We start from the raw sequence: 21,359 nt of genomic DNA on the forward strand, positions 1-21,359 counted from the left end.
TGAGCACCTTTAAATTAGTACTTTTTCCGTAATAGAAATAAAGTCCTTCATCGCTTCTACAGTAGGCCCATCAACGCAATAATGTGTGAACTCATCCGTTTCACTATTAGATGCCATCGTCACGCCCACTTTACGGTAATTCATGGTTGATGGTACCGTTTTACCTGCAGAACTGTGTACTTCAGTTAAACCAATTTCCATAAACTTACTTAAATTAGCTAAACGAACCCCCGCACCTGCCATAATTTTAGGACCATTGATTTCTTGGCTTTTTTCGTGCAATTCTTTCAATAATGGCAATCCCAATTCTGCACTCTGCTGCTGGCCCGAAGTTAAAATTCGCGCTACACCTAATTCATTTAATTGCTCTAAGGCAAGCAGTGGATTGATGCACATATCAAACGCGCGATGGAAAGTTATATTCATCCCATTGGCGATTTCCATCAACCCATGCATACGGTTAATATCAATGCGCCCTTCACTATCAAGAATGCCAATGACTGCTCCTGGAAACCCCATTTCCTTTATCATGATTAAATCTTCACGAATAACGTCAAATTCGCTAACGTTATAGCAAAAATCACCACCACGAGGACGAATAATGGGATGAACTGGAATGTGAAGTTTTTCTCTTGCTAATTTCAGATAGCCATAGCTTGGTGTTAGACCGCCATCTGCGGCACCAGAGCATAATTCGATACGGTCAGCACCGTATTCTTGCGCTACTTGAGCACATTCAATTCCGAAACAGCAAATTTCCAGTTTCGCCATGATTACCTCCAAATGTGGTAATAAAGCCCATGCTTTAAATTCCCCTAATACAAATAGATAGGGGTAGAATAATAATTGTTAATACCGTTTTGAATAATGCCATTTATTAAAAAATGTTATCGGATGGATATCACACCCCGAAAAAAACACTGGCACTATTGATCAATAACGTTAATTGCATCACTTATTTTTCGCTTTCAATTATCTTTTTTAGCGTAAATGGGTGGTATTTGACGGTTATTTTACCATTTGACACTGCCAATGTTGGATTGGGCAAACGTTCTTGCTGCCCTTTAGGCTGGCTTACTTTCACATTAAATCCGATTGGAAGAGGGTTCGGCAGTAATGCTCGTGCCGTTTTTTCCAATTCTGCGGGAGGCACATTAATCACCATTTCAATATGTTCCCAACTTTCTTGTGGGTATTTTTTATCTTTTGGAAACGGTAACTCAACGATAAATACACTCTGCCCAGCAATTTGTAGTGGCTGGTTAAGTTCATATAAACGAATTGGCCTGCCATTGATGATATTATCGGAAATAATCTGCCCGCATTGCAATAAACCTTCATGCCAGCGCTGTGCTGTTTCAAGGTAGTGGCAGCGTACTGAAATATGATCGATAACGTAAGCCGTTAATGACACATCAAGTTGTTTCGCCATTAATTGCAACTGGTTGGCAAATTTAGGTAAGTCTTCCCATAAATCGTTTAATTGTGGAACTTCACGAAATGGCAGCACAACAAAAACCTCTTTTTATCTACTTATCATCTAAACAATGGCGCTGACTGTAGCATGAGTCCCCCAAAATATGGTATAAAACCTGCCGATTTTTCTCTTCCACCTTTTAGTTCTCCACATGTGATGGCACAATGTGGTAACTATGTTCGTAATTTAAGGTAATTCAGTGAATATTCAGGCGATTCTTTCAGACAAAATTAGTACTGCAATGCTTGCAGCGGGCGCTCCAGCAGACAGTGATGCACTCGTGCGTCAATCCGCTAAAGCCCAATTTGGTGATTATCAAGCCAACGGCGTCATGGGCGCGGCTAAAAAACTGGGGATGCCACCACGACAACTCGCTGAACAGATCCTCAATCATTTAGATTTAGATGGTATTGCCAGCAAAGTGGAAATTGCTGGACCAGGCTTTATTAATATCTTCCTTGAACCTTCTTGGGTTGAAAAACACGTTGAAGAAGCATTAGCCTCCCAACGTTTAGGCCTTGCCCCTGTAAAAGCCGAAACCATCGTTATCGACTATTCTGCACCTAACGTGGCAAAACAAATGCACGTTGGTCACTTGCGCTCAACCATTATTGGTGACGCTGCTGCACGTACGCAAGAATTTATCGGTCACCGCGTGATCCGCGCTAATCATGTTGGCGACTGGGGAACTCAGTTCGGTATGCTCATTGCTTATCTTGAAAAAGTGCAAAACGAAAGTGCCAATGACATGGCGCTCGCTGATCTGGAAGAGTTTTATCGCGAAGCTAAAAAACACTATGACGAAGATGAAGAATTTGCGGTACGTGCTCGTGGTTATGTCGTAAAACTGCAATCAGGTGATGAATACTGCCGTGAAATGTGGCGTAAGCTTGTTGATATCACTATGCAGCAGAATCAAGAAACCTACAAACGCCTAAATGTCACTTTAACTGAAGACGATGTAATGGGTGAAAGCTTATATAACAGCATGTTACCAGGCATTGTCGCTGATTTAAAAGCCAAAGGTTTAGCCGTTGAAAGTGAAGGCGCTACCGTCGTTTTCCTTGATGAATTTAAAAATAAAGAAGGCGAACCGATGGGCGTGATCGTCCAGAAAAAAGACGGCGGTTTCTTATACACCACCACTGACATCGCTTGCGCCAAATACCGTTACGAAACGCTCCATGCCGATCGCTCATTATATTACATCGATTCACGTCAGCACCAACATTTGATGCAAGCTTGGACTATCGTCCGTAAAGCGGGTTATATCCCTGAGACAATGGCACTTGAACACCACATGTTTGGAATGATGCTGGGTAAAGACGGGAAGCCATTTAAAACCCGTACAGGCGGTACTGTACGTTTATCTGACTTATTAGATGAAGCCGTTGAACGTGCACAAGCGCTGATCCGCGAGAAAAACCCAGACATGCCTGAAGACGAGCTACTGAATGTGGCGAATGTCGTTGGTATTGGCGCAGTAAAATATGCAGACCTATCGAAAAACAGAACAACGGACTACATTTTCGATTGGGATAACATGTTAGCGTTTGAAGGAAACACCGCACCGTATATGCAATATGCGTATACCCGTGTTGCTTCTATCTTCAAAAAAGCCAACTTAACTCAAGCAGATCTGACTTTACCAATTTCACTGCAAGACCCACGTGAAATCGCACTGGCGACACGTTTATTGCAGTTTGAAGAAACCATTCTCACTGTTGCGCGTGATGGAACGCCACATGTGATGTGTGCTTACCTGTATGAACTTGCAGGCCTATTCTCTTCTTTCTACGAACACTGCCCAATTTTATCGACCGAAGATGACGCTGTACGCCAAAGCCGTTTAAAACTGGCGGCGTTAACGCAAAAAACCTTAAAAACAGGTTTAGATACATTAGGTATTGAAACAGTCGAAAGAATGTAATCACGTTCGCGTTATTTAATTAACAGCTCGCCTCGGTGGGCTGTTTTTCTTTTCGTCGCGTAAGTAACTTTTGCGTCAAAGTCTGTATTTCTTCAACGTTTTCATTCGCACAATTTTGTAAGACTAGATTCCACTTACACAATGTTTTTGCTTTTTCACAAAGTTCAGGGTCATGCCCTAAACGATTATTATCCTTTAACCACCTAGCCACACTAGCCCAATCCCACAAAGGTGAGTTGCCACTTAAACGTTGTACTGGGGCTGGAAAATTGCCTTTTCCTCTTGACCCATCTTTTAATAATGCAACCGCTTGGCGTGTTAACCCTGCTAACTCTGCAATATCACTTAAACCAACCAGCGTGCTATCAACTGATGCCACTTGCATTGAGATTTCTGCGCTCTCAATATCAGCAATTGCCGTTTCAATAGCCGCATCCAGTGAGCTCGCCTCTCTATCAAACTCTAAATAAACGGAATTACCATAGTAGCACACCAAGGCATCATCACAGCCTGCCGTAAATAAAGCATCTTCTAAGCCCGTGGTATCTACCGTTACCCCAGAAAGTGTTAACGTGAATGCGTATTGCGCCATCAAAGCTCCTTAATCTCTTTTTTATCATCTAATAAGCGGCCTAAGCCGCTATAATTATTTCGAAAGTGCAATACAGTGATCCACTTTCCGGATGATCTGCTTGGCATGGTTTTCCATCACTCTTGGTGTTGACCAAACACTCATCATATGTGTTTTGTGCTCATCAACAGCGTTACCACAACGTAATTTACAAAATGTATGTGATGAACTCCCTGCACTCACCCAAAACCAGCCATTAGCAATCGCATATTCAATGGCTGCTTGAATATGCTTGTTCGGATGTTTTTTCATCGCCCTCCGATAAATACACTATAACCAAAAACGTTGACATTGGTCAACATTCTATTTATGCCAATTTCTAGTGGCCTCCTACGCTTTATTGATAAAAAACAAGCGCGCATTAAATATACCGTAAAATAAACAATGAAGGTTATTTTTATCAATAAAAACAATTACTTGATATATCATAAAATAATCATAATATTATTAATTGAGGAATTATTAAAAGAGATGAAAAAATTGGAAATGGATAGAAAATACAATGGGGTTTAAAACGATAGAATATCGAGACAAAAAAGCCCAAATTAATGGGCTTTCATTAAATTAACAGACTTTCAGCATGTTACGCGATGCTTCTCTTCATAAAATCACGTGGGCGGAAACCTAATATATATAAAGCAACAAAATAGCTACCAGCTCCGACAATCACCACACCAATTAAGCGCAACATACGCATGAGCATATTCCCTTCTTGCCAAGATGGCATAAAGTGCAGCAGGCCAAATAACACCGCGCCCATTACAACTAACGCAATCAGTAGCTTAAATAAGAAACCTTTCCACCCTGCAAGTGGTTGGAAAATATCTTGTTTACGTAATTGCCAATACAGAACACCTGCATTAAAACAAGCCGCTAAACCAATAGATAATGCCAAACCAGCATGTTGTAAAGGCCCTATAAAGGCTAAGTTCATTAATTGCGTCAAAATTAAGGTCACGATGGCAATTTTAACTGGAGTACGAATATCTTGGCGTGAATAGAAACCAGGCGCTAAAATTTTCACTAAAATCATGCCTGTTAGCCCTACACAATAGGCTATCAATGCATATTGTGTCATTAACGAATCATGTGCGGTAAAGTTACCATATTGGAATAATGAAACCGTCAGCGCTTCAGATAAGATAGCTAAACCAAGAGCACATGGTAATGCTAATAGCAGGCAAAGACGCAGTCCCCAGTCCATTAATTGTCGATATTCATTCTGGTTTCCACTCGTAAAGCTCTTCGCGAGAGATGGCAGCAAGATCGTTCCCAAGGCCACACCAAGCACTCCAGAGGGTAACTCCATCAATCTGTCCGCATAGTACATCCACGAAACAGACCCTGACTGTAGGAATGAGGCGAATATAGTATTAATAATTAATGAGATTTGCGCGACTGACACACCGATAATCGCAGGCCCCATCATTTTCATTACACGCCAAACACCGCTATCGCGAAATGACAGGCGCGGCAACACTAACATACTAATTTTCTTTAAATGGGGAAGCTGGTAGACCAATTGTAGCACCCCCCCCACTAATACCGCCCATGCCAGTGACATGATCGGCGGGTCAAAGTAAGGTGCGGCAAACGCAGCAAAAATGATCATACTCACATTGAGTAGTGTGGGTGCAAAGGCGGGTACAGAGAAGCGGTTCCACGTATTTAAAATTGCCCCAGCAAGGGAAGCGAGTGAGATTAGAAAAATATAGGGAAATGTGACTCGCAACAGGTCGGTTGTTAACGCAAACTTATCCGCATCATCAGTAAAGCCAGGGGCTGTCACATAGATAATCCAGGGCGCCGCAATCATGCCCAATACAGTGACTATCGCTAAAGCAAGGGTGAGCATCCCCGCAATATAAGCGACAAATGTACGTGTAGCTTCTTCACCTTGTTGGTTTTTATATTCCGCTAATATGGGGACAAATGCTTGAGAAAATGCCCCTTCTGCAAAAATCCGACGTAACAGATTTGGCAATTTAAACGCGACAAAAAAAGCATCGGCAGCGGCGCCTGCACCAAATACCCGAGCAATGATGGCATCGCGAATAAAACCAAGGACCCGAGACATCATGGTCATTGAGCTTACTGCCGCCAGCGATTTTAATAAATTCATGATTGATAGACTAAAAGTAAACAATCGTATCAGTTTAACAGCGCGGGCTGCCACTGACTACGATTGAAAAGTAAATTAAGAGTTTACGCTTTATTCATTGCCCAAGAATTATCCGTCAATGCAGTTAATACATGGTCACGCCACTCACCATTGATTTGTAAGTATTGCCTTGCATAGCCTTCACGCTCAAAACCAAGCTTGGCCAATAGATTACCACTACGCATATTATGAGGCATATAGTTTGCCATGATGCGGTGCATTTTCTGATGTTGTTGCATATAGCGAGTTACTTGGGTTAACGCTTCAAACATCAAGCCTTGCCCTTGCCATTTTTCGCCCAGAGAATACCCTAAATAGCACGCATGGAATGAGCCACGCAGGACATTACTAAAATTTGCCACTCCCATCACCTCGTTTTCTTCTTTATCTAATAGTAGGAAATGATAAGCACTACCTTCGCGATGCATTTCATTCATCACTTGCAAACGATTTTGCCAGCCAGCGGGTTGATAGTGAGAGTTATCTCGAGTCGGTTCCCAAGGGATAAGAAAGTCTTTATTCAAGCTGTAATAATCAGCTAGGCGATAATTATCTCGCTCATAAGTCAAACGAATAATCATTCTATCAGTGATCAGGCGTACCTTCGGTACATTTGAGCGATAACCAAACATCGTTAACCCTTTATTAATTTAAAATAGCTAGATTCCCTAGCCGTGCATATTTATTCGTTAGCTAAATAGCAAAGTGTAGCATTCTCTATTATTGATGAGCATCTAAAATCAGTCAGTCAAATAGATGAATTATCTTGCTCTCAATTTTCAATTCTTCAATAGTTTGCATTGCAGCTAGGCGGCAAACGCAGCTATCCCTATGAGCATACAAAAGTATGTGATTAGGGGAGCTAAGTGTAGCCAACAACGCGGCGGTGCAAAATATGACGATTTAACGTCTTCTCTTACTAACTCTTTCAATAGCCTAAATAGTTTGCATTGCAGCTAGGCGGCAAACGCAGCTATCCCTATGAGCATACAAAAGTATGTGATTAGGGGAGCTAAGTGTAGCCAACAACGCGGCGGTGCAAAATATGACGGCTATTGCATCGATAAAAATAAATCATCGATCCTCGATGCCACCCTCGATAAAAAAATATCATCTATTGCTCTCTATTATACTGATATTATTGATAAGTAACATTATGGAACAATCCTCTCTTAGCAATTTTTTAATGGTGTGTCATGGCACAGGTGTCACGGGCAAGAAGCCTTGGTAAATATTTCCTTTTGCTCGACAACATGTTAGTTGTCCTCGGCTTTTTTGTCGTTTTTCCGTTGATTTCAATCCGATTTGTTGACCAACTAGGTTGGGCCGCTGTAGTGGTAGGCTTCGCATTAGGCCTACGGCAATTTGTTCAACAAGGCTTAGGTATTTTTGGTGGCGCAATTGCTGACCGATTTGGTGCTAAGCCTATGATTGTTATTGGAATGCTTTTACGAGCAAGTGGCTTTGCTTTGATGGCAATCGCTTACGACCCTTGGGTGTTGTGGCTATCTTGTGTGCTTTCTGCCCTTGGTGGCACGCTATTTGATCCCCCCAGAACGGCGCTGGTTATCAAACTTACTCGCCCCTACGAACGCGGCCGTTTTTATTCACTTTTATTGATGCAAGATAGTGCTGGTGCTGTTATCGGTGCTTTGATTGGTAGCTGGCTGCTACAATATGATTTCCACTATGTCTGCTGGGCGGGTGCCGTGGTGTTTATCATTGCCGCCATCTGTAATGCATGGTTACTCCCCGCTTATCGTATTTCAACGGTAAGGACTCCGATTAAAGAAGGTATGAACCGTGTTTTAAAAGACAAACGGTTTGTCACCTATGTTGTGACCTTAGCAGGTTACTTTATGCTTTCTGTGCAAGTGATGTTAATGTTCCCAATTGTTGTCAATGAGCTAGCTGGAACACCAACGGCAGTAAAATGGATGTATGCCATTGAAGCTATGATTTCTCTCACTTTGCTTTATCCCATTGCACGTTGGAGTGAAAAACATTTTCGCCTAGAGCAGCGGTTAATGGCAGGCCTATTTTTAATGAGCTTAAGTATGTTCCCAATAGGGATGACAACTTCGTTAAATATGTTATTTGGTTTAATTTGTCTATTCTATTTAGGAACCGTGACTGCTGATCCTGCTAGAGAAACGCTGAGTGCTTCACTTGCAGATCCCCGAGCTCGTGGCAGTTATATGGGCTTTAGCCGTCTCGGCCTTGCCCTAGGTGGTGCTGTTGGTTATACGGGTGGTGGTTGGATGTATGATATTGGGCACCAATGGAATATGCCTCAATTGCCTTGGTTTTTACTGGGGATAATCGGTTTTGTCACTCTGTGGGCGTTACATAAGCAATTTAACCGTAAAAAAATTGAAACAGTCATGTTGAGTGGGCAGTAATGCGCTAAACTAGCGGTATTACTGTAAAAGGAGTCTTTATGAAAAAATTTTTATTGGCCACAATGATTGGTTTTATCACTCTAATAACGGGCTGTAGCCAATTATCTGAATTCAGTATCAGTGAGTCCCAAATAAATAGCTACCTTGCTAATAAAGTAAAATATGACCACAAAGTGGGGATTTCTGGGCTTGCTGATGCAGATATCCAACTGGCGAATTTAAAATCTGAAATAGGCCGTAGTGAGCCAGGTAAAATCGCCCTAAATGGTGATGCTACGGTTAAGTTAGACTCTTTGATTGGAAAAGCAGAGGCGCAAATTAGCTTAACCTTAACGGCTCGCCCAATTTTTGATGCAAAAACAGGGTCTATCTACTTAAAAGAATTGAATATAAGCAATTATAAAGTCACCCCAGAGAACATGGATACCGCCATGTCTGCGGTAATCCCTTATCTAAATAGTTCCCTTGAAACTTTCTTCGAAACACAGCCCGTCTATGTCCTCAACCCAGATAACGGCGCTGCAGAAGCAACAGCCAAAAAATTGGCTAAGGGACTTGAGATTAAACCAGGTAAACTGGTCATTCCATTAGTGGATTAATTTTAACCATAAATTTTTTTGATTGAGAAAAGCATTAAAGGCAACAGAGAAATCTGTTGCCTTTTTAATTCAATCAGAAATATTAATCAATACTGTTTATTATCGCTCTTGAATATAAGTGACAGTGTCACATAAGAGCCTTTCGTTGGCCTTTTTGCATTCCGTAAGTCATGAGGTCTGGCTACCGATAAAACACTCACAAATTAGTCCTCATTAGCCTCGGAATCTAACTCATCGCGCAGCGCAATAACGGCATCACGGGCAATTTGGGCTAATGTGCGATAAAACGCCGTCGTGGCATGGGCTTCGACTTTACCTAAAAATGCGCCGTACCAGCTGAGAATGTAGCTATCAAATAATTCTTCTTGTGCCGCGGTTTCATCTTCGGCGGCTTGATCTTCTAACCAAGAAGCAGCCAATAATAACGCCCCCAATGTGCTCACTGGCGCATCCGTTAAGGTCATGCCTCTAACGGTTAAAAACTCACGGATTTCAGCTTCTGTGACTTCTTCGTCATAATCATTGGCTAGCATTGATACTGTGGCATTTTCACCGACAAACATGGCTTGGTAGTCAGCACTAATCGCTTTAATATCCAATCCTTTCGCCATACGTGCCCACAATTCATCTTGCTCTAGAGGCCATGATGCTTTCAATTTATCCTGCGCAATCATATCCATAAGAGGTTTAACAAGAGCGTCATCAGCGCTGCGTTGGAATAATGTGCCTAAAATACGGCAGACGATTGAGAATTCGTTCATATGGGTTTTCCTATTTAAAATTCAGTTGCGACTCAGCTCTTAAGCTCAGTATACCGAAAAAATAAGAAACGTATTAGAGAAGAAAAACACAACAAAATTGCAAGCTAGCAAAAAGCAGGTAGCTTGCAATTCTTTTAGATGTAATTAGTAACCACGTTCCATATCAACCACTCCCACAGGCGCTTCCCCCGCTTCAATGCGCTTGATATTACTGACAATCATATCCATTGCTTCTTTCGGCTGGGTAAATGCAGCCACATGCGGCGTAATCGCAATACGTGGATGCGTCCAGAACGGGTGCATTTGGGATAAAGGCTCACTCGCAAACACATCTAATGCAGCCCCAGCAACTTGTCCTGCATCCAATGCAGATAATAAATCTTGCTCTATCAAATGTGCACCACGAGCTAAGTTGATGACATAAGCGCCTTGTTGCAATTGGCTAAACAGCTGTTGATTTAAAATCCCAACCGTTTCTGGCGTGCTTGGCAATAAATTGATGACCACACGAGTTCCCGAAAGGAATGCAGGTAATTGCTCATTGCCATAATAACTTTTTACATTAGGGATTTGTTTCTCAGAACGGCTCCACGTTCTGACATGAAAACCAAAGCTGACTAAGCGCTTCGCAACAGCTTGGCCCAATGCGCCAGCCCCCATGACACCAATCACAAACTCTTCATGTTGATAAGCAGGCAGTTGCTTCCATTGACGCTGAGATTGTAACTGACGATATTCATCCATACGACGAAAGTATGCTAAGACCTTTGCACAGGCATATTCTTCCATTTGGATAGCCATGCCTGTATCTTCAAGGCGCATCACAGGGACACCCGCAGGGAGTGTACCTGGTTTATCTTGCTCTTGCTTTAAGATGGCATCCACACCTGCACCTAATGCAAAAATACCTTTTAAATCATTGCGCCCCGCAAGGCATTCATAGGGTGGCAGCCACACCATAGCGTAATCTGCACTTTGCTTATCCCCTTTTTCCCATTGGCGAATATTAGCTTGTGGTAATCTAGCACGCATTCCTTCAATCCATTGTTCTGAATTAAAGAATGGATGGTAAAATAAAATATTCATGGCAGCTCCTCTTAGGTTTCTAACAGAGTGTGCGCAATGACGTTTATTTTCAAGTCCATACCGCAACCAAGATCACTTTCGTTGAGGATTTTGTTAACTAGCTAACGAATTTTATGCTTAATCCTTGCAGTTCTTATTAACATTAAAAAAATGATTTATCTTAACAAGCAACAATTAAGATTAGATATTATACAAATTGATTTTTATTTAGCTAAACGGACATAAAAGTAAGAAAAAGAATCAATAGGGAGTTGACGCAAGACGCTATTTTCCCTATAGTAGCGCCCCGTTGCACAGCAGGATTTCTCTCTGGTCTGCAACGGATTTAGAAAAAACGGTGAGGTGTCCGAGAGGCTGAAGGAGCACGCCTGGAAAGTGTGTATACGGCAACGTATCGAGGGTTCGAATCCCTCCCTCACCGCCATTTTTTCTACTAGTTTTCCTCTTCTTTTATCTGTAGTTTCCCTTTATTTTCATTATTCTTTTGCTCAATACCAATACCTCGCTCATGATATTCACGGCTAATATCTTCCCATAACTCTGCATTTTCTATCCCTGCAACTTTTGGACTGAACACAGGGTCAACACCTAATTTTTCCTGCCGTTCATAATCTCGCAGCGCTCTTAGTGCAGGTTTAGAAAGAAACACTATCGCAATTAAATTTAGGTAACTCATACTACCAAACCCAATATCACCTAAGCTCCACATTAAGCTCACTGATTGCACGCTACCCATAAACACAATAATTAAGAACACAAACTTAAGTATCAGTTTTAAAACAGGATAAGCAAGTTTGCGGTCAAGGTAGACAATGGTTGTTTCAGCAATATAGTAATAAGCCATTAAGGTTGTGAATGCGAATAAGAATACTGCTATCGACACAAAGCCTGAGCCCGCAGAGGTAAACACGGTAGAAACCGCCATCTGTGTCCATGCGGTTCCTGCTGCAACACCTGGTACATATTCCACCAGCGCGGTTGCAGAACCATCGGGGAATACATTGTACATATTGGTGACAAGGATCATTAAGCCTGATGCTGTACAGACTACAACCGTATCAATATAAATGGAGAATGCTTGAATAAGCCCTTGTTTTACTGGATGACTCACTTCTGCAGCCGCTGAACTAAATGTTGCCTCACCAGCACCTGCCACATTGGAAAATACCGCGCGACGAACACCCCATGATACTGCGGTTCCAACAATCCCACCAAATACCGCATCCATACCCAATGCACTTTGGAAGATTAAATTAAACATCGCAGGTACTTTTTCATAATGGCTGCCCAAAATAATCACCATCATCACCAAGTAAGCTATCGCCATCAAGGGAACGATTTTATCTGCTGCACTTGCGATACGTTTCACGCCACCAAAGATAAGCCATGCCATTAATACGGTGACAATCGCCCCAGTCGCCATCGGAGGAAGGTTAAACGATGTCTGGAAAGAGTCAGCAATGGTGTTAGCCTGAATACCTGGCACTAATACACCGTAAGATAAACAAATTACGGCGGCAACAATGATGGCAAACGGCTTCAACTTTAACCCTTTTTCAATATAATAAGGGGAACCACCGCGATATTGCCCATCTGAACGTTGTTTATAGATTTGAGCAAGTGTAGATTCAATAAAGGCACTCGCGCCACCTAATAGCCCCATGACTACCATCCAAAAAATGGCACCTGGCCCACCAGCAGCTATTGCAGTAGCAACCCCCGCAATATTGCCAACACCAACACGGCCTGACAATGCTAAACAGAAAGCTTGGAAGGAAGAAATCCCCTCTTTTGATGCTTTATTTTCCTTTAATAAACAAATCATTTTGATGAGATAGCGAAATTGCACGCCACGAGTCGCTAAAGTGAAGTAGAGTCCTACGCCCAGTGATAAAAACACCAGTGCATTACCCCATATGTAACCAACGATGGTATTAACGATGGCTTCCATTTTGTACTCCTTCGTTATTGTAATTGTTTATTGTGTGTTTGCAGGGTAAAAAAAAACCTGAGCATTGTAGACTCAGGTCAACGTTATTTATTGGTGAACAAACCAGATAACTTTGGTTTGGCTATACTGTTCAAAAGCCTCTAGGCCATTGTCTTTTCCGCCAAAACCGGATTGACGGAAACCACCAAATGGCGTGGTAATATTCCCTTCACTAAAACCATTGACTGAGACAGTTCCCGCACTAATTTGGCGAGCAACGCGCATGGCTCGGTGGACGTCTTGACTATAAAAAGAGGCCGCTAACCCATATTGTGTCTTATTGGCTAACGTAATTGCCTCTTCTTCCGTTTTGAATGAGGTTACTGCTAAGATAGGGCCAAAAACTTCTTCTTTAAACAACGACATATCTGAAGTCACATTATCGAAAATTGTCGGCTCGATATACCACCCTGAACCAATTTCATGGTGAACGCGACCACCAATAGCGATTTTCCCCCCTTCTTGCTTTGTGATATCTAAAAACGATTTCACTTTATCAAAGTGCGCTTTTTCAACCATCGGCCCAATTGATACATCCGCTTGCCTCGGGTCACCCACTTTCCATTCTTTTGCTGCAATCGCCAGTTTATCCAGCAGAGCTTGTTTAATATTTTCATGCACAATTAAGCGAGAACCGCAGCTACAGTTTTCACTCATATTCCAAAAGGCGGCGGCCATGATATGAGGAACAGCCGCATCAAGGTTGGCATCTTCAAATACAACCTGCGGACTTTTGCCACCACATTCGAGAACAATTTCTTTTAAGTTGCTTTCCGCTGAGTATTTTAAAAATAAGCGCCCCACTTCGGTTGACCCTGTGAAGGACACCACATCCACGTCTGGGTGACGTCCCAGTGCTTCGCCCACTTTTTCGCCCAGCCCACAAACTAAGCTGAGCGCCCCCTTCGGTACACCTGCCTCATAAGCTAGCTCAACCATTCGATAAGCACTCAGTGACGTTAGCTCCGCGGGTTTCACAATCACAGAGTTGCCGATAGCAAGCGCAGGCGCAACTTTCCATGCAAACATTTGGGCTGGGAAATTCCAGGGTAGAACCGCGCACACAACCCCAATAGGCTCGCTAACTATCAACCCTAATTCTTGTTGGCTTGTTGGTGCTATTTTTCCAAATAATTTATCAATCGCTTCGGCATACCAATAAAAGGTTTCAACGGTTGCTGGCATATCGGTATTGATACATTCGGTAATGGGTTTTCCCGCATCAATGCAATCAAGTGCTGCAAGTTCTTCGCTGTGTTCAGCAATTAAATCCGCCCACTTGAGCATCACCTCTTTGCGTTTTTGAGGAGAAAGTGCACTCCACTCACCGCTTTTAAAGGTATTTCGAGCAACTTTTACTGCAGCATCAACATCTCTTGCTTCACCGTCAGCGATATAGCCAATAAGGCTATTGTCAATGGGAGTTCGGTTTTCTAATTTAGGTTGAGAAATATTCACCCCATCAATTAAATTACCCGCCCATAGTTTTCCTTGCTTGGCGAGTTCAAAAACCTGCTGTTGATTTAGTTTCATTATCCCCACCTTACCTTTTCACTAATTTGACAAATTCGTCTTTAGCTTCAACGGCTAAATTAGTTAAAGGTAAACGCACAGGGCCTGCGTTAAACGTGCCATTTAAGCAACCTGCTTTGGCTTTTTGGTTATAATCGCCAGACTCCATGGAATAAATTCCTGGGTATATTTCATTCATTATTCTTTTCGCTTCTTGCCAATCTCCTGTTTGTGTCGCCTTAAAAATAGCGACTTGTTCAGCAGGGAACACATTGCCTGCACCCGCTATCCAGCTTTTTGAACCCCAAAAGAAGAAATCAACGGGTTGGTCATCACAACCACAAATCACCTCGAAGTTGTTAAACGGTGTCTGTAATAGGCGTAAAGCACGGCTGAAATCCCCGCTACTCTCTTTAATGGCAACTATGTTGTCGATTTCAGCCAGCTTAACCACAGTTTCGTACTCAATTTCGATACCAATGCGTGCAGGGAAGTTATACATAATGATCGGTAGCGTTGTGGCCTCTGCAACTTTTTTATAATGCCCGTACACGCCTTGTTGGTCAGGCAAACTATACGGTGGTGGTGATAACATTAAACCTTCATATCCAAGGTCTTTTGCTTGTTTTGCGCGCGCGATCGCACCTTCCGTTGATAGATCGTTAATCCCTGCAATCAACGTTACGCGCCCCTTCGCAATTTTGCTCACGGTTGATAAAACGGTTTTGCGCTCATCTTCATTTAACGCGTAGTATTCCCCTGTCGTGCCGCAGACCACTAACCCTGTGACGCCTTGGTCAATAAGCTTTTCAGTTAAATCAGCTAATGCACTAATATTTAATGAATAATCGTCATGAAAAGGGGTAACTAAAGGGACAAGAATGCCATGAAAATTCATCTGAATTCTCCTTAAAATTATAGAAATCGCTCAATGGAAAAAGGGGTGCAGTCGATAACAGTCGGCTGCTCGTGAATAAAACTATTTACAAGGTCAGCCGTGATTGCTGCCTGTGTGAGCCCTAGGTGTTGGTGACCAAATGCAAAAATATACGGGCCTTTATTATCAATGACAGGCAATGAATCTGATGTTGATGGGCGAAACCCCATCCACGGTGTTGATTGTGCATCATTTAATGGCGCCTTTAGCATTGGGGCGGCGAGTGGTAAAAAGTGACGAGCCCGCTGCATATTTGCAGGGCGCTTTAACCCTGCATATTCAACGGTACCAGCAAGGCGTAAACCACCCGCCATCGGGGTCATAATGAAACGCCTGTCCATGCTGGATACGGGAATATTCAGCCGCCCTTGTTCTTGAGGTAGCATTAAATGGTAGCCGCGCTCTGTTTCAAGTGGCACATTAATACGACTGACCATTTTGACTAATGATTTAGAAAATGCGCCGCCTGCAATAACCACTTTTTGCCCTGTAAATTTCCCTTGGGTTGTGGTGATAGAGGCTTCTTTATTTGATGTCGAAGATATCGCAATGACTTCACAGTTGGTCAGTATATTTCCACCTAACTCAACAAATGACTGCGCAAGTTTTGAATGTAATTTTGATAAATCAACCACATGCCCAGTATTTGGGAAAAATAGCCCTCCAAGTTGATTCGTGGCAAGTGCAGGTTCGCGCTCAAGTAACTCGGTTTGATCGATAACCAAGTTGTGTACATTCATGTTTTGTAGAGATTCACCATGTTGATGGAGCTTTTCGAGTGTTTCTTTTTTTTCAGCCACTAATAATGAGCCTTGCATTTTAACAAGGTCGCTGAGTTGCCATTTTTGAATAAAGGCTTGCCACGAGTCAAAAGCCGCACTATTTAACGTCATTAACGTCTGGTGAATGTGGGTAAACGGCTTATGGCGCATGTTACCGACTAGCTTTAACATCCACGGTGTTAGTGGTAATAAGTAACGCCAATCCAAACGTAATGGGCCAAGTGGGTCGAGCAACATTTTCGGAATTGATTTCAATACAGAAGGGTCTGCAATGGGGAAAACTTGCTCAGTTGCAATATGCCCTGCATTACCAAATGACGCCCCAGAGCCAATTTCATTTTTATCCACCAGCAGGACGTCGGTACCATTAGCTTGTACGGTAAGCGCAATGCTTAGGCCAATAATTCCACCGCCGACAACAATCACTGAATATTGACTCTTCATCGCCATCCCCTTACGCAACCGAAATACCGAAACGAAATGGGTCTTGCGCATCAATCAGCAACGTATTTTGGCCGCTAATATAGGCATTTCCTCGAATTGTAGGAATAATGCCGTTTTCATCCGCGGGCTGGAAGCTCGCTTGAAACTCACTGCCAATCACGCTCGCTTGGTGCCAAATTTCTCCCGCTGCGAGTTTTTTATCCGCAGCTAAACAGGCTAATTTGGCACTGGTACCTGTCCCACAAGGGGAGCGGTCATAAGCACCACCAGGGCATAACACAAAACTTTGGCTATCGGCTTTAGGGTGTGAACCAAATAGTTCGATGTGATCAATTTCTTGGTCATTCTTACCAAAGATTTTTTGGTCAACAAGTGCTTGTTTAATTTTCAAACTCACGTCTGTTAGCAATTTAACGTTTTTAAAATCAATCGAAATAGGTGAGTTTTCTACAAGAAAAAACCAATTACCCCCCCAGGCGATATCCCCTGTGACCATACCGATATCAGGCACATCAACTTGTACTGCTTTACGGTAACGATATGAATATACGTTCTGGATACTCACGCTGCCATCGTTGTGCAGTTCCGCCGTAACATCCCCAACAGGGGTTTCAATCAAATGCTTTCCGTAAGAAATTTTCCCGAGAAAATGCAAGGATGCGACTAAACCTATCGTTCCATGCCCACACATCCCAAGGTACCCTTCGTTATTAAAAAAGATCACCCCTGCCGCGGCTTTCGGATTTTGTGGTTTACATAATAGTGCCCCCACGAGAATGTCATTGCCTCGTGGTTCTAGGATGGTTGTTCTTCGCCATTCGTCATGGTTATCACGCAATATTGCCAAACGTATTGCCATGCTTTCACCACCTAGCTGAGGGAATCCTTCAATCACTAAGCGTGTTGGTTCCCCTGCTGTATGGGAATCTATTACTTCAATTTTAGAATATTCAGATCGCATTGATTAGCACCCTATTAATCATAGTTTGTTAATAGATTGCTTGATTTTTGTTAATCAATCTTGATATCTTTCCATCGAACTTATGCGTTTTTCTGCACAATCTAAAAATATTTAAGAAAATTAGTAACAATAATTTAATATTTGGGGGCGCAGCATGATCAATTTAAATAAGTTATTATTAATCAGCCAAGAAAATATGCTTTTTCCTGTTGATAACATTGAAGTTTTACTAAACCATCTCGGTTTAGTCATGCCGTTAATTAATACACTCCCTAATGTCACTTTTTTTGTGAAAGACCATAATGCACGGTATTTACTTGCCAATGATAACTTGGCGATTCGCTGTAAAAAGAATGGTATTAATGACGTAATTGGTAAAAGTGCAGAAGAGTTATTTCACGCTGAATTAGGGCAAAGTTACAGTTCGCAAGATTACCTTGTGATGGAAAAGAAAATCAGTGTGATTAATAAACTTGAGTTACATCTTTATAAAGCTGGGTTACTTGGCTGGTGTTTAACCACAAAGGTACCCATATTTAACACTCGAAACCAAGTAATTGGTGTAGCAGGGATTTCTGTCGATTTACAAGATATTAAATCTGTTAGTCCTAAATTAAATAACCAACTTAGCCTCGTTGAACGCTATATTAGTGACCATTTTGATACTGCAATTAAAATAACGAAACTTGCGGATATTTCAGGACTTTCACTTTCACAATTAAATCGTCAATTTAAAGCTATTTTTTTAATTACACCGCAACAATATATTCAAAAAAAGCGTCTCGAACATGCCATTGAGTTATTAGAAGATGACCATTCAATTACAGATATTTCAATAAAATGTGCTTACACTGATCACAGTGCTTTTTGTCGCAAATTTAAAGAAATGACCACCATGACACCCAGCCAATTTAAGCGTATGCGTTCAACACTTGATAAGCAAAAAATAATCGCGTGATCGGGTATCTTATTGTTCATCTCTAATCTTACTGAGTATAAAACAAGCTTTGTTTAATCTTTGTTGATTAAGCTAATTTCCTCATTGATTTCAATAGACTAATCGAAAAAAACATCCTACTTTGATCTTAATATACCTAAGTAAAATAAATTAACTTAAGATAGCTCTTATTGCGGCTATTTATGAATAGCGTATTGATATGTCCAATGTAAGACACTATTGCATGTCATATAAAAGGATAAAAAATGACCATTTATGATCTGAAACCAAAATTTCAAGATCTACTTCGCCCAATCGTTAGTAAATTATTTAATGCAGGGATCACGGCTAATCAAGTGACTTTGGCTGCATTATTACTCTCCATTATTGTCGGTTTGGTTTTGTTTTTCTTCCCAAACCCACATCTATTTATTTTATTGCCGTTTGTGTTGTTTATCCGCATGGCGCTCAATGCTATTGATGGCATGCTAGCACGAGAACATCATCAAAAAAGCCAATTAGGTGCAATCCTCAATGAATTAGGTGACGTCGTTTCTGATGTCGCGTTATACCTCCCTTTTGCTATTATTTTTCCCCATGCAATTTGGCTAATTTTGCTTATTTTATTTTTCTCACTGTTGACTGAGTTTATTGGTGTCACCTCACAAGCAATAGGTGCGTCAAGACGCTATGACGGCCCTATCGGGAAAAGTGACCGAGCCTTTATTTTTGGCGCTCTCGGATTATTCGTGAGTATTTTTCCTCAGCTTCTGTTCGCTGATTGGATAAATTATCTCTTTATTATTCTATCTTTGTTGCTGCTTTATACCTGCTATAACCGTATCCGCCGTGCATTGGATGAGTTTCGCACGTCTTCGGATAATAATTAAGGAATAATTATGAACGCTCAGACAGATTATCTGACGCAACGCCCTGTTTTAGAATCGCAATTTACAACTAGTGATCACATTTCGCTTTTTTACCGCCACTGGCCAACGGAAACGACAACGGACAAAGCAATTATTTTATTCCATCGTGGTCATGAGCATTCAGGCCGTGTTGCACACCTTGTTGATGAGTTAAACTTTCCTGACTACGCCATGTTCGCTTGGGATGCTCGCGGTCATGGGCGAAATGAAGGTCCAAGGGGCTATAGCCCTTCTCTTGGCACATCCATCCATGATGTCGATGAATTTGTCCGATATGTCTCCACGCAATATCAAATCCCTTTAGAAAATATCATTGTAATTGGGCAAAGCGTGGGGGCTGTGTTGGTTTCCGCATGGGTACATGACTATGCGCCGAAAATTCGTGGGATGGTTCTTGCCTCACCTGCATTTAAAGTTAAACTGTATGTTCCTTTTGCTCGCACAGGGTTAGCTTTAATGCAAAAAATGCGAGGCCTGTTCTATGTTAATTCTTATGTAAAAGCGAAATTTCTTACCCATGATGAACAGCGTATTGATTCGTTTAACCGCGATCCGCTAATCACTCGACCTATTGCCGTTAATATCTTACTTGAATTGTATAAAACAGCCGATCGAGTCGTTGCAGATGCCAACGCAATTACCTTGCCAACTCAATTATTTATATCAGGTAGCGACCATGTTGTTCATCACCGCCCACAGCATCAGTTTTTTGAGCGCTTAAATACACCAATCAAAGAAAAGCACATCTTACCAGGCTTTTATCACGATACTTTAGGTGAGAAAGAGCGTCATATTCCTATCGAAAAAATACGTGATTTTATTAGTAAATTATTTAGTCTCCCTGTTTACCGACATGATTACCAGTACGAAGACACATGGAGCACTAGCGCAGAAAATTACCGTAAACTGGCTACTCCGTTACCCAAATGGTGCCCGAAAAACCTTGCCTTCAAGATTATGAGTAAATCAATGAACACCTTAGGTAAAGCTTCTGAGGGTGTTCGCATCGGTTACGATAAGGGCTTTGATTCAGGATCAACTTTAGACTATGTCTATCGTGATAAAGCGGAAGGAAAAGGCCTATTCGGACGCGTGATTGACAGGCAATACCTCAACAGTATTGGCTGGCAAGGGATCCGTCAGCGTAAAGTCAATATTGAAAATACTTTACGCCAAGCTATCCGTGACTTAACAGATAACAATATGCCAGTACGTATTATGGATATTGCAGCGGGTCAAGGCCGTTATATCTTCGATGCAATTAACGATTATGGCAAAGTTGAATCTGTTCTTTTGCGTGATTACAGCCCAATTAATGTAGAACAGGGGCGTTTACATATAAAAGAGCGTTTCCTTGAAGATAAAATCCATTTTGTGGAAGGCAATGCCTTCGACGCTGATGATTTAGCTTCCGTGACGCCTGCGCCTACACTGGGTGTTGTGAGTGGTTTATATGAGCTATTCCCGAGTAACCAACTAATTAGAGCTTCATTAGATGGATTATCCCGAGTCATACCTTCAGGTGGGCTGCTCATTTACACTTGCCAACCATGGCACCCTCAAGTGGAAATGATTGCTCGTGTTTTACCCAGCCACCAAGGCGGACAAGCTTGGGTTATGCGTTGCCGCAGCCAAGGCGAAATGGATGCTTTAGTTGACGAAGTAGGGTTCGAAAAATTAAGTCAATCTATTGATAACTGGGGAATATTCAGCGTATCAATAGCGAGACGCCGTTAATCTTTTAACCTATCATTTGAGGTTGGTTGCCGTCAACGTAGCTAACCTCAAGTTTGCCAATATTGGCTATCTCTATTGCTTCT

20 protein-coding genes and 1 tRNA gene are annotated in these 21,359 nt (G+C 41.9%); 8 read left to right on the plus strand and 13 right to left on the minus strand.

Annotated elements, in window-relative coordinates; genetic code table 11:
* Positions 1-9: 9 nt before the first annotated feature.
* Positions 10-771 carry a copper homeostasis protein CutC gene (gene cutC / locus ACE2AL_RS11425; protein WP_272538485.1) on the minus strand — a complete coding sequence of 254 codons (762 nt, stop codon included), beginning with the start codon at positions 769-771 and terminating at the stop codon, positions 10-12.
* A gap of 184 nt (positions 772-955) precedes the next feature.
* On the minus strand, positions 956-1,510 hold the full coding sequence (locus ACE2AL_RS11430; RefSeq protein WP_375083511.1) for a VOC family protein: 555 nt from the start codon (positions 1,508-1,510) through the stop codon (positions 956-958).
* A gap of 166 nt (positions 1,511-1,676) precedes the next feature.
* Between ACE2AL_RS11430 and argS the strand changes: the two genes are divergently transcribed.
* Positions 1,677-3,407, plus strand: coding sequence for an arginine--tRNA ligase (argS, locus tag ACE2AL_RS11435; RefSeq protein WP_206084155.1), 1,731 nt, complete (start codon positions 1,677-1,679; stop codon positions 3,405-3,407).
* A 19-nt stretch (positions 3,408-3,426) separates the two neighbouring features.
* Here argS and ACE2AL_RS11440 read toward each other — a convergent pair whose 3' ends face one another.
* From ACE2AL_RS11440 to rimJ, 4 genes are all read right to left on the minus strand, one after another.
* Positions 3,427-3,999 carry an AlpA family transcriptional regulator gene (locus ACE2AL_RS11440; protein ID WP_206084154.1) on the minus strand — a complete coding sequence of 191 codons (573 nt, stop codon included), beginning with the start codon at positions 3,997-3,999 and terminating at the stop codon, positions 3,427-3,429.
* 54 nt (positions 4,000-4,053) lie between these two features.
* Positions 4,054-4,290 (minus strand): hypothetical protein, encoded by a 237-nt coding sequence (locus ACE2AL_RS11445; protein ID WP_206084153.1) that lies wholly within the window; start codon positions 4,288-4,290, stop codon positions 4,054-4,056.
* A gap of 331 nt (positions 4,291-4,621) precedes the next feature.
* Positions 4,622-6,160, minus strand: coding sequence for a murein biosynthesis integral membrane protein MurJ (murJ, locus tag ACE2AL_RS11450; protein ID WP_272573673.1), 1,539 nt, complete (start codon positions 6,158-6,160; stop codon positions 4,622-4,624).
* Positions 6,161-6,243: 83 nt separating this feature from the next.
* Positions 6,244-6,831 (minus strand): ribosomal protein S5-alanine N-acetyltransferase, encoded by a 588-nt coding sequence (rimJ, locus tag ACE2AL_RS11455; protein ID WP_272538486.1) that lies wholly within the window; start codon positions 6,829-6,831, stop codon positions 6,244-6,246.
* A gap of 349 nt (positions 6,832-7,180) precedes the next feature.
* On the opposite strand from rimJ, the gene ACE2AL_RS11460 reads away from it, so the two are divergent.
* From ACE2AL_RS11460 to ACE2AL_RS11470, 3 genes are read left to right on the plus strand one after another with little or no spacing between them, the layout of a single operon-like run.
* Positions 7,181-7,351 (plus strand): hypothetical protein, encoded by a 171-nt coding sequence (locus tag ACE2AL_RS11460; RefSeq protein WP_353165975.1) that lies wholly within the window; start codon positions 7,181-7,183, stop codon positions 7,349-7,351.
* A 44-nt stretch (positions 7,352-7,395) separates the two neighbouring features.
* Positions 7,396-8,601, plus strand: coding sequence for a multidrug efflux MFS transporter MdtH (mdtH, locus tag ACE2AL_RS11465; RefSeq protein ID WP_206084149.1), 1,206 nt, complete (start codon positions 7,396-7,398; stop codon positions 8,599-8,601).
* A gap of 38 nt (positions 8,602-8,639) precedes the next feature.
* Entirely contained in the window at positions 8,640-9,200 is a 561-nt protein-coding gene (locus ACE2AL_RS11470) for a lipoprotein (protein ID WP_206084148.1), read from the plus strand.
* Positions 9,201-9,403: 203 nt separating this feature from the next.
* On the opposite strand, the gene ACE2AL_RS11475 is transcribed toward ACE2AL_RS11470, so the two are convergent.
* Both ACE2AL_RS11475 and ghrA read right to left on the minus strand, forming a co-directional pair.
* Positions 9,404-9,961 carry a molecular chaperone gene (locus ACE2AL_RS11475; protein WP_272538490.1) on the minus strand — a complete coding sequence of 186 codons (558 nt, stop codon included), beginning with the start codon at positions 9,959-9,961 and terminating at the stop codon, positions 9,404-9,406.
* Positions 9,962-10,105: 144 nt separating this feature from the next.
* Positions 10,106-11,047: a glyoxylate/hydroxypyruvate reductase GhrA gene (gene ghrA, locus ACE2AL_RS11480; RefSeq protein ID WP_206084146.1), complete on the minus strand. Its 942-nt coding sequence runs from the start codon at positions 11,045-11,047 to the stop codon at positions 10,106-10,108.
* Positions 11,048-11,383: 336 nt separating this feature from the next.
* Between ghrA and ACE2AL_RS11485 the strand changes: the two genes are divergently transcribed.
* A tRNA-Ser gene (locus tag ACE2AL_RS11485) sits at positions 11,384-11,471 on the plus strand.
* Between the two features lie 9 nt (positions 11,472-11,480).
* On the opposite strand, the gene ACE2AL_RS11490 is transcribed toward ACE2AL_RS11485, so the two are convergent.
* From ACE2AL_RS11490 to ACE2AL_RS11510, 5 genes are all read right to left on the minus strand, one after another.
* The gene (locus ACE2AL_RS11490; protein ID WP_206084145.1) at positions 11,481-12,998 is read right to left on the minus strand and encodes a sodium:alanine symporter family protein; all 1,518 of its coding nucleotides are present in this window, start codon (positions 12,996-12,998) and stop codon (positions 11,481-11,483) included.
* Between the two features lie 87 nt (positions 12,999-13,085).
* Positions 13,086-14,570, minus strand: a complete 1,485-nt coding sequence (locus ACE2AL_RS11495; protein ID WP_206084144.1) for an aldehyde dehydrogenase — start codon at positions 14,568-14,570, stop codon at positions 13,086-13,088.
* A gap of 10 nt (positions 14,571-14,580) precedes the next feature.
* Positions 14,581-15,447, minus strand: coding sequence for a 4-hydroxy-tetrahydrodipicolinate synthase (gene dapA / locus ACE2AL_RS11500; RefSeq protein WP_272538494.1), 867 nt, complete (start codon positions 15,445-15,447; stop codon positions 14,581-14,583).
* A gap of 17 nt (positions 15,448-15,464) precedes the next feature.
* A complete protein-coding gene (locus ACE2AL_RS11505) occupies positions 15,465-16,712 on the minus strand; it encodes an NAD(P)/FAD-dependent oxidoreductase (RefSeq protein WP_375083512.1) in 1,248 nt (415 codons plus the stop codon).
* Between the two features lie 10 nt (positions 16,713-16,722).
* Positions 16,723-17,673, minus strand: coding sequence for a 4-hydroxyproline epimerase (locus tag ACE2AL_RS11510; protein WP_206084141.1), 951 nt, complete (start codon positions 17,671-17,673; stop codon positions 16,723-16,725).
* Positions 17,674-17,827: 154 nt separating this feature from the next.
* On the opposite strand from ACE2AL_RS11510, the gene ACE2AL_RS11515 reads away from it, so the two are divergent.
* From ACE2AL_RS11515 to ACE2AL_RS11525, 3 genes are all read left to right on the plus strand, one after another.
* A complete protein-coding gene (locus ACE2AL_RS11515; RefSeq protein WP_206084140.1) occupies positions 17,828-18,631 on the plus strand; it encodes an AraC family transcriptional regulator in 804 nt (267 codons plus the stop codon).
* A 245-nt stretch (positions 18,632-18,876) separates the two neighbouring features.
* Complete coding sequence (locus ACE2AL_RS11520) at positions 18,877-19,500, plus strand: CDP-alcohol phosphatidyltransferase family protein (protein WP_206084139.1); 624 nt, start codon at positions 18,877-18,879, stop codon at positions 19,498-19,500.
* A 9-nt stretch (positions 19,501-19,509) separates the two neighbouring features.
* Positions 19,510-21,276 carry a bifunctional alpha/beta hydrolase/class I SAM-dependent methyltransferase gene (locus ACE2AL_RS11525; RefSeq protein WP_375083513.1) on the plus strand — a complete coding sequence of 589 codons (1,767 nt, stop codon included), beginning with the start codon at positions 19,510-19,512 and terminating at the stop codon, positions 21,274-21,276.
* Positions 21,277-21,359: the final 83 nt, after the last annotated feature.

The sequence above is a fragment of the Providencia xihuensis genome (assembly GCF_041953405.1).
Classification (GTDB): Bacteria; Pseudomonadota; Gammaproteobacteria; order Enterobacterales; family Enterobacteriaceae; genus Providencia; species Providencia vermicola.

Excerpts from the sequence above, each read along its gene's own strand:
- cutC (WP_272538485.1), bottom strand. The coding sequence starts at position 771 with ATGGCGAAACTGGAAATTTGCTGTTTCGGAATTGAATGTGCTCAAGTA.
- ACE2AL_RS11440 (WP_206084154.1), bottom strand. The coding sequence starts at position 3,999 with ATGGCGCAATACGCATTCACGTTAACACTTTCTGGGGTAACGGTAGAT.
- ACE2AL_RS11445 (WP_206084153.1), bottom strand. The coding sequence starts at position 4,290 with ATGAAAAAACATCCGAACAAGCATATTCAAGCAGCCATTGAATATGCG.
- murJ (WP_272573673.1), bottom strand. The coding sequence starts at position 6,160 with ATGAATTTATTAAAATCGCTGGCGGCAGTAAGCTCAATGACCATGATG.
- rimJ (WP_272538486.1), bottom strand. The coding sequence starts at position 6,831 with ATGTTTGGTTATCGCTCAAATGTACCGAAGGTACGCCTGATCACTGAT.
- ACE2AL_RS11460 (WP_353165975.1), top strand. The coding sequence starts at position 7,181 with ATGAGCATACAAAAGTATGTGATTAGGGGAGCTAAGTGTAGCCAACAA.
- mdtH (WP_206084149.1), top strand. The coding sequence starts at position 7,396 with ATGGCACAGGTGTCACGGGCAAGAAGCCTTGGTAAATATTTCCTTTTG.
- ACE2AL_RS11470 (WP_206084148.1), top strand. The coding sequence starts at position 8,640 with ATGAAAAAATTTTTATTGGCCACAATGATTGGTTTTATCACTCTAATA.
- ACE2AL_RS11475 (WP_272538490.1), bottom strand. The coding sequence starts at position 9,961 with ATGAACGAATTCTCAATCGTCTGCCGTATTTTAGGCACATTATTCCAA.
- ghrA (WP_206084146.1), bottom strand. The coding sequence starts at position 11,047 with ATGAATATTTTATTTTACCATCCATTCTTTAATTCAGAACAATGGATT.
- ACE2AL_RS11490 (WP_206084145.1), bottom strand. The coding sequence starts at position 12,998 with ATGGAAGCCATCGTTAATACCATCGTTGGTTACATATGGGGTAATGCA.
- ACE2AL_RS11495 (WP_206084144.1), bottom strand. The coding sequence starts at position 14,570 with ATGAAACTAAATCAACAGCAGGTTTTTGAACTCGCCAAGCAAGGAAAA.
- dapA (WP_272538494.1), bottom strand. The coding sequence starts at position 15,447 with ATGAATTTTCATGGCATTCTTGTCCCTTTAGTTACCCCTTTTCATGAC.
- ACE2AL_RS11505 (WP_375083512.1), bottom strand. The coding sequence starts at position 16,712 with ATGAAGAGTCAATATTCAGTGATTGTTGTCGGCGGTGGAATTATTGGC.
- ACE2AL_RS11510 (WP_206084141.1), bottom strand. The coding sequence starts at position 17,673 with ATGCGATCTGAATATTCTAAAATTGAAGTAATAGATTCCCATACAGCA.
- ACE2AL_RS11515 (WP_206084140.1), top strand. The coding sequence starts at position 17,828 with ATGATCAATTTAAATAAGTTATTATTAATCAGCCAAGAAAATATGCTT.
- ACE2AL_RS11520 (WP_206084139.1), top strand. The coding sequence starts at position 18,877 with ATGACCATTTATGATCTGAAACCAAAATTTCAAGATCTACTTCGCCCA.
- ACE2AL_RS11525 (WP_375083513.1), top strand. The coding sequence starts at position 19,510 with ATGAACGCTCAGACAGATTATCTGACGCAACGCCCTGTTTTAGAATCG.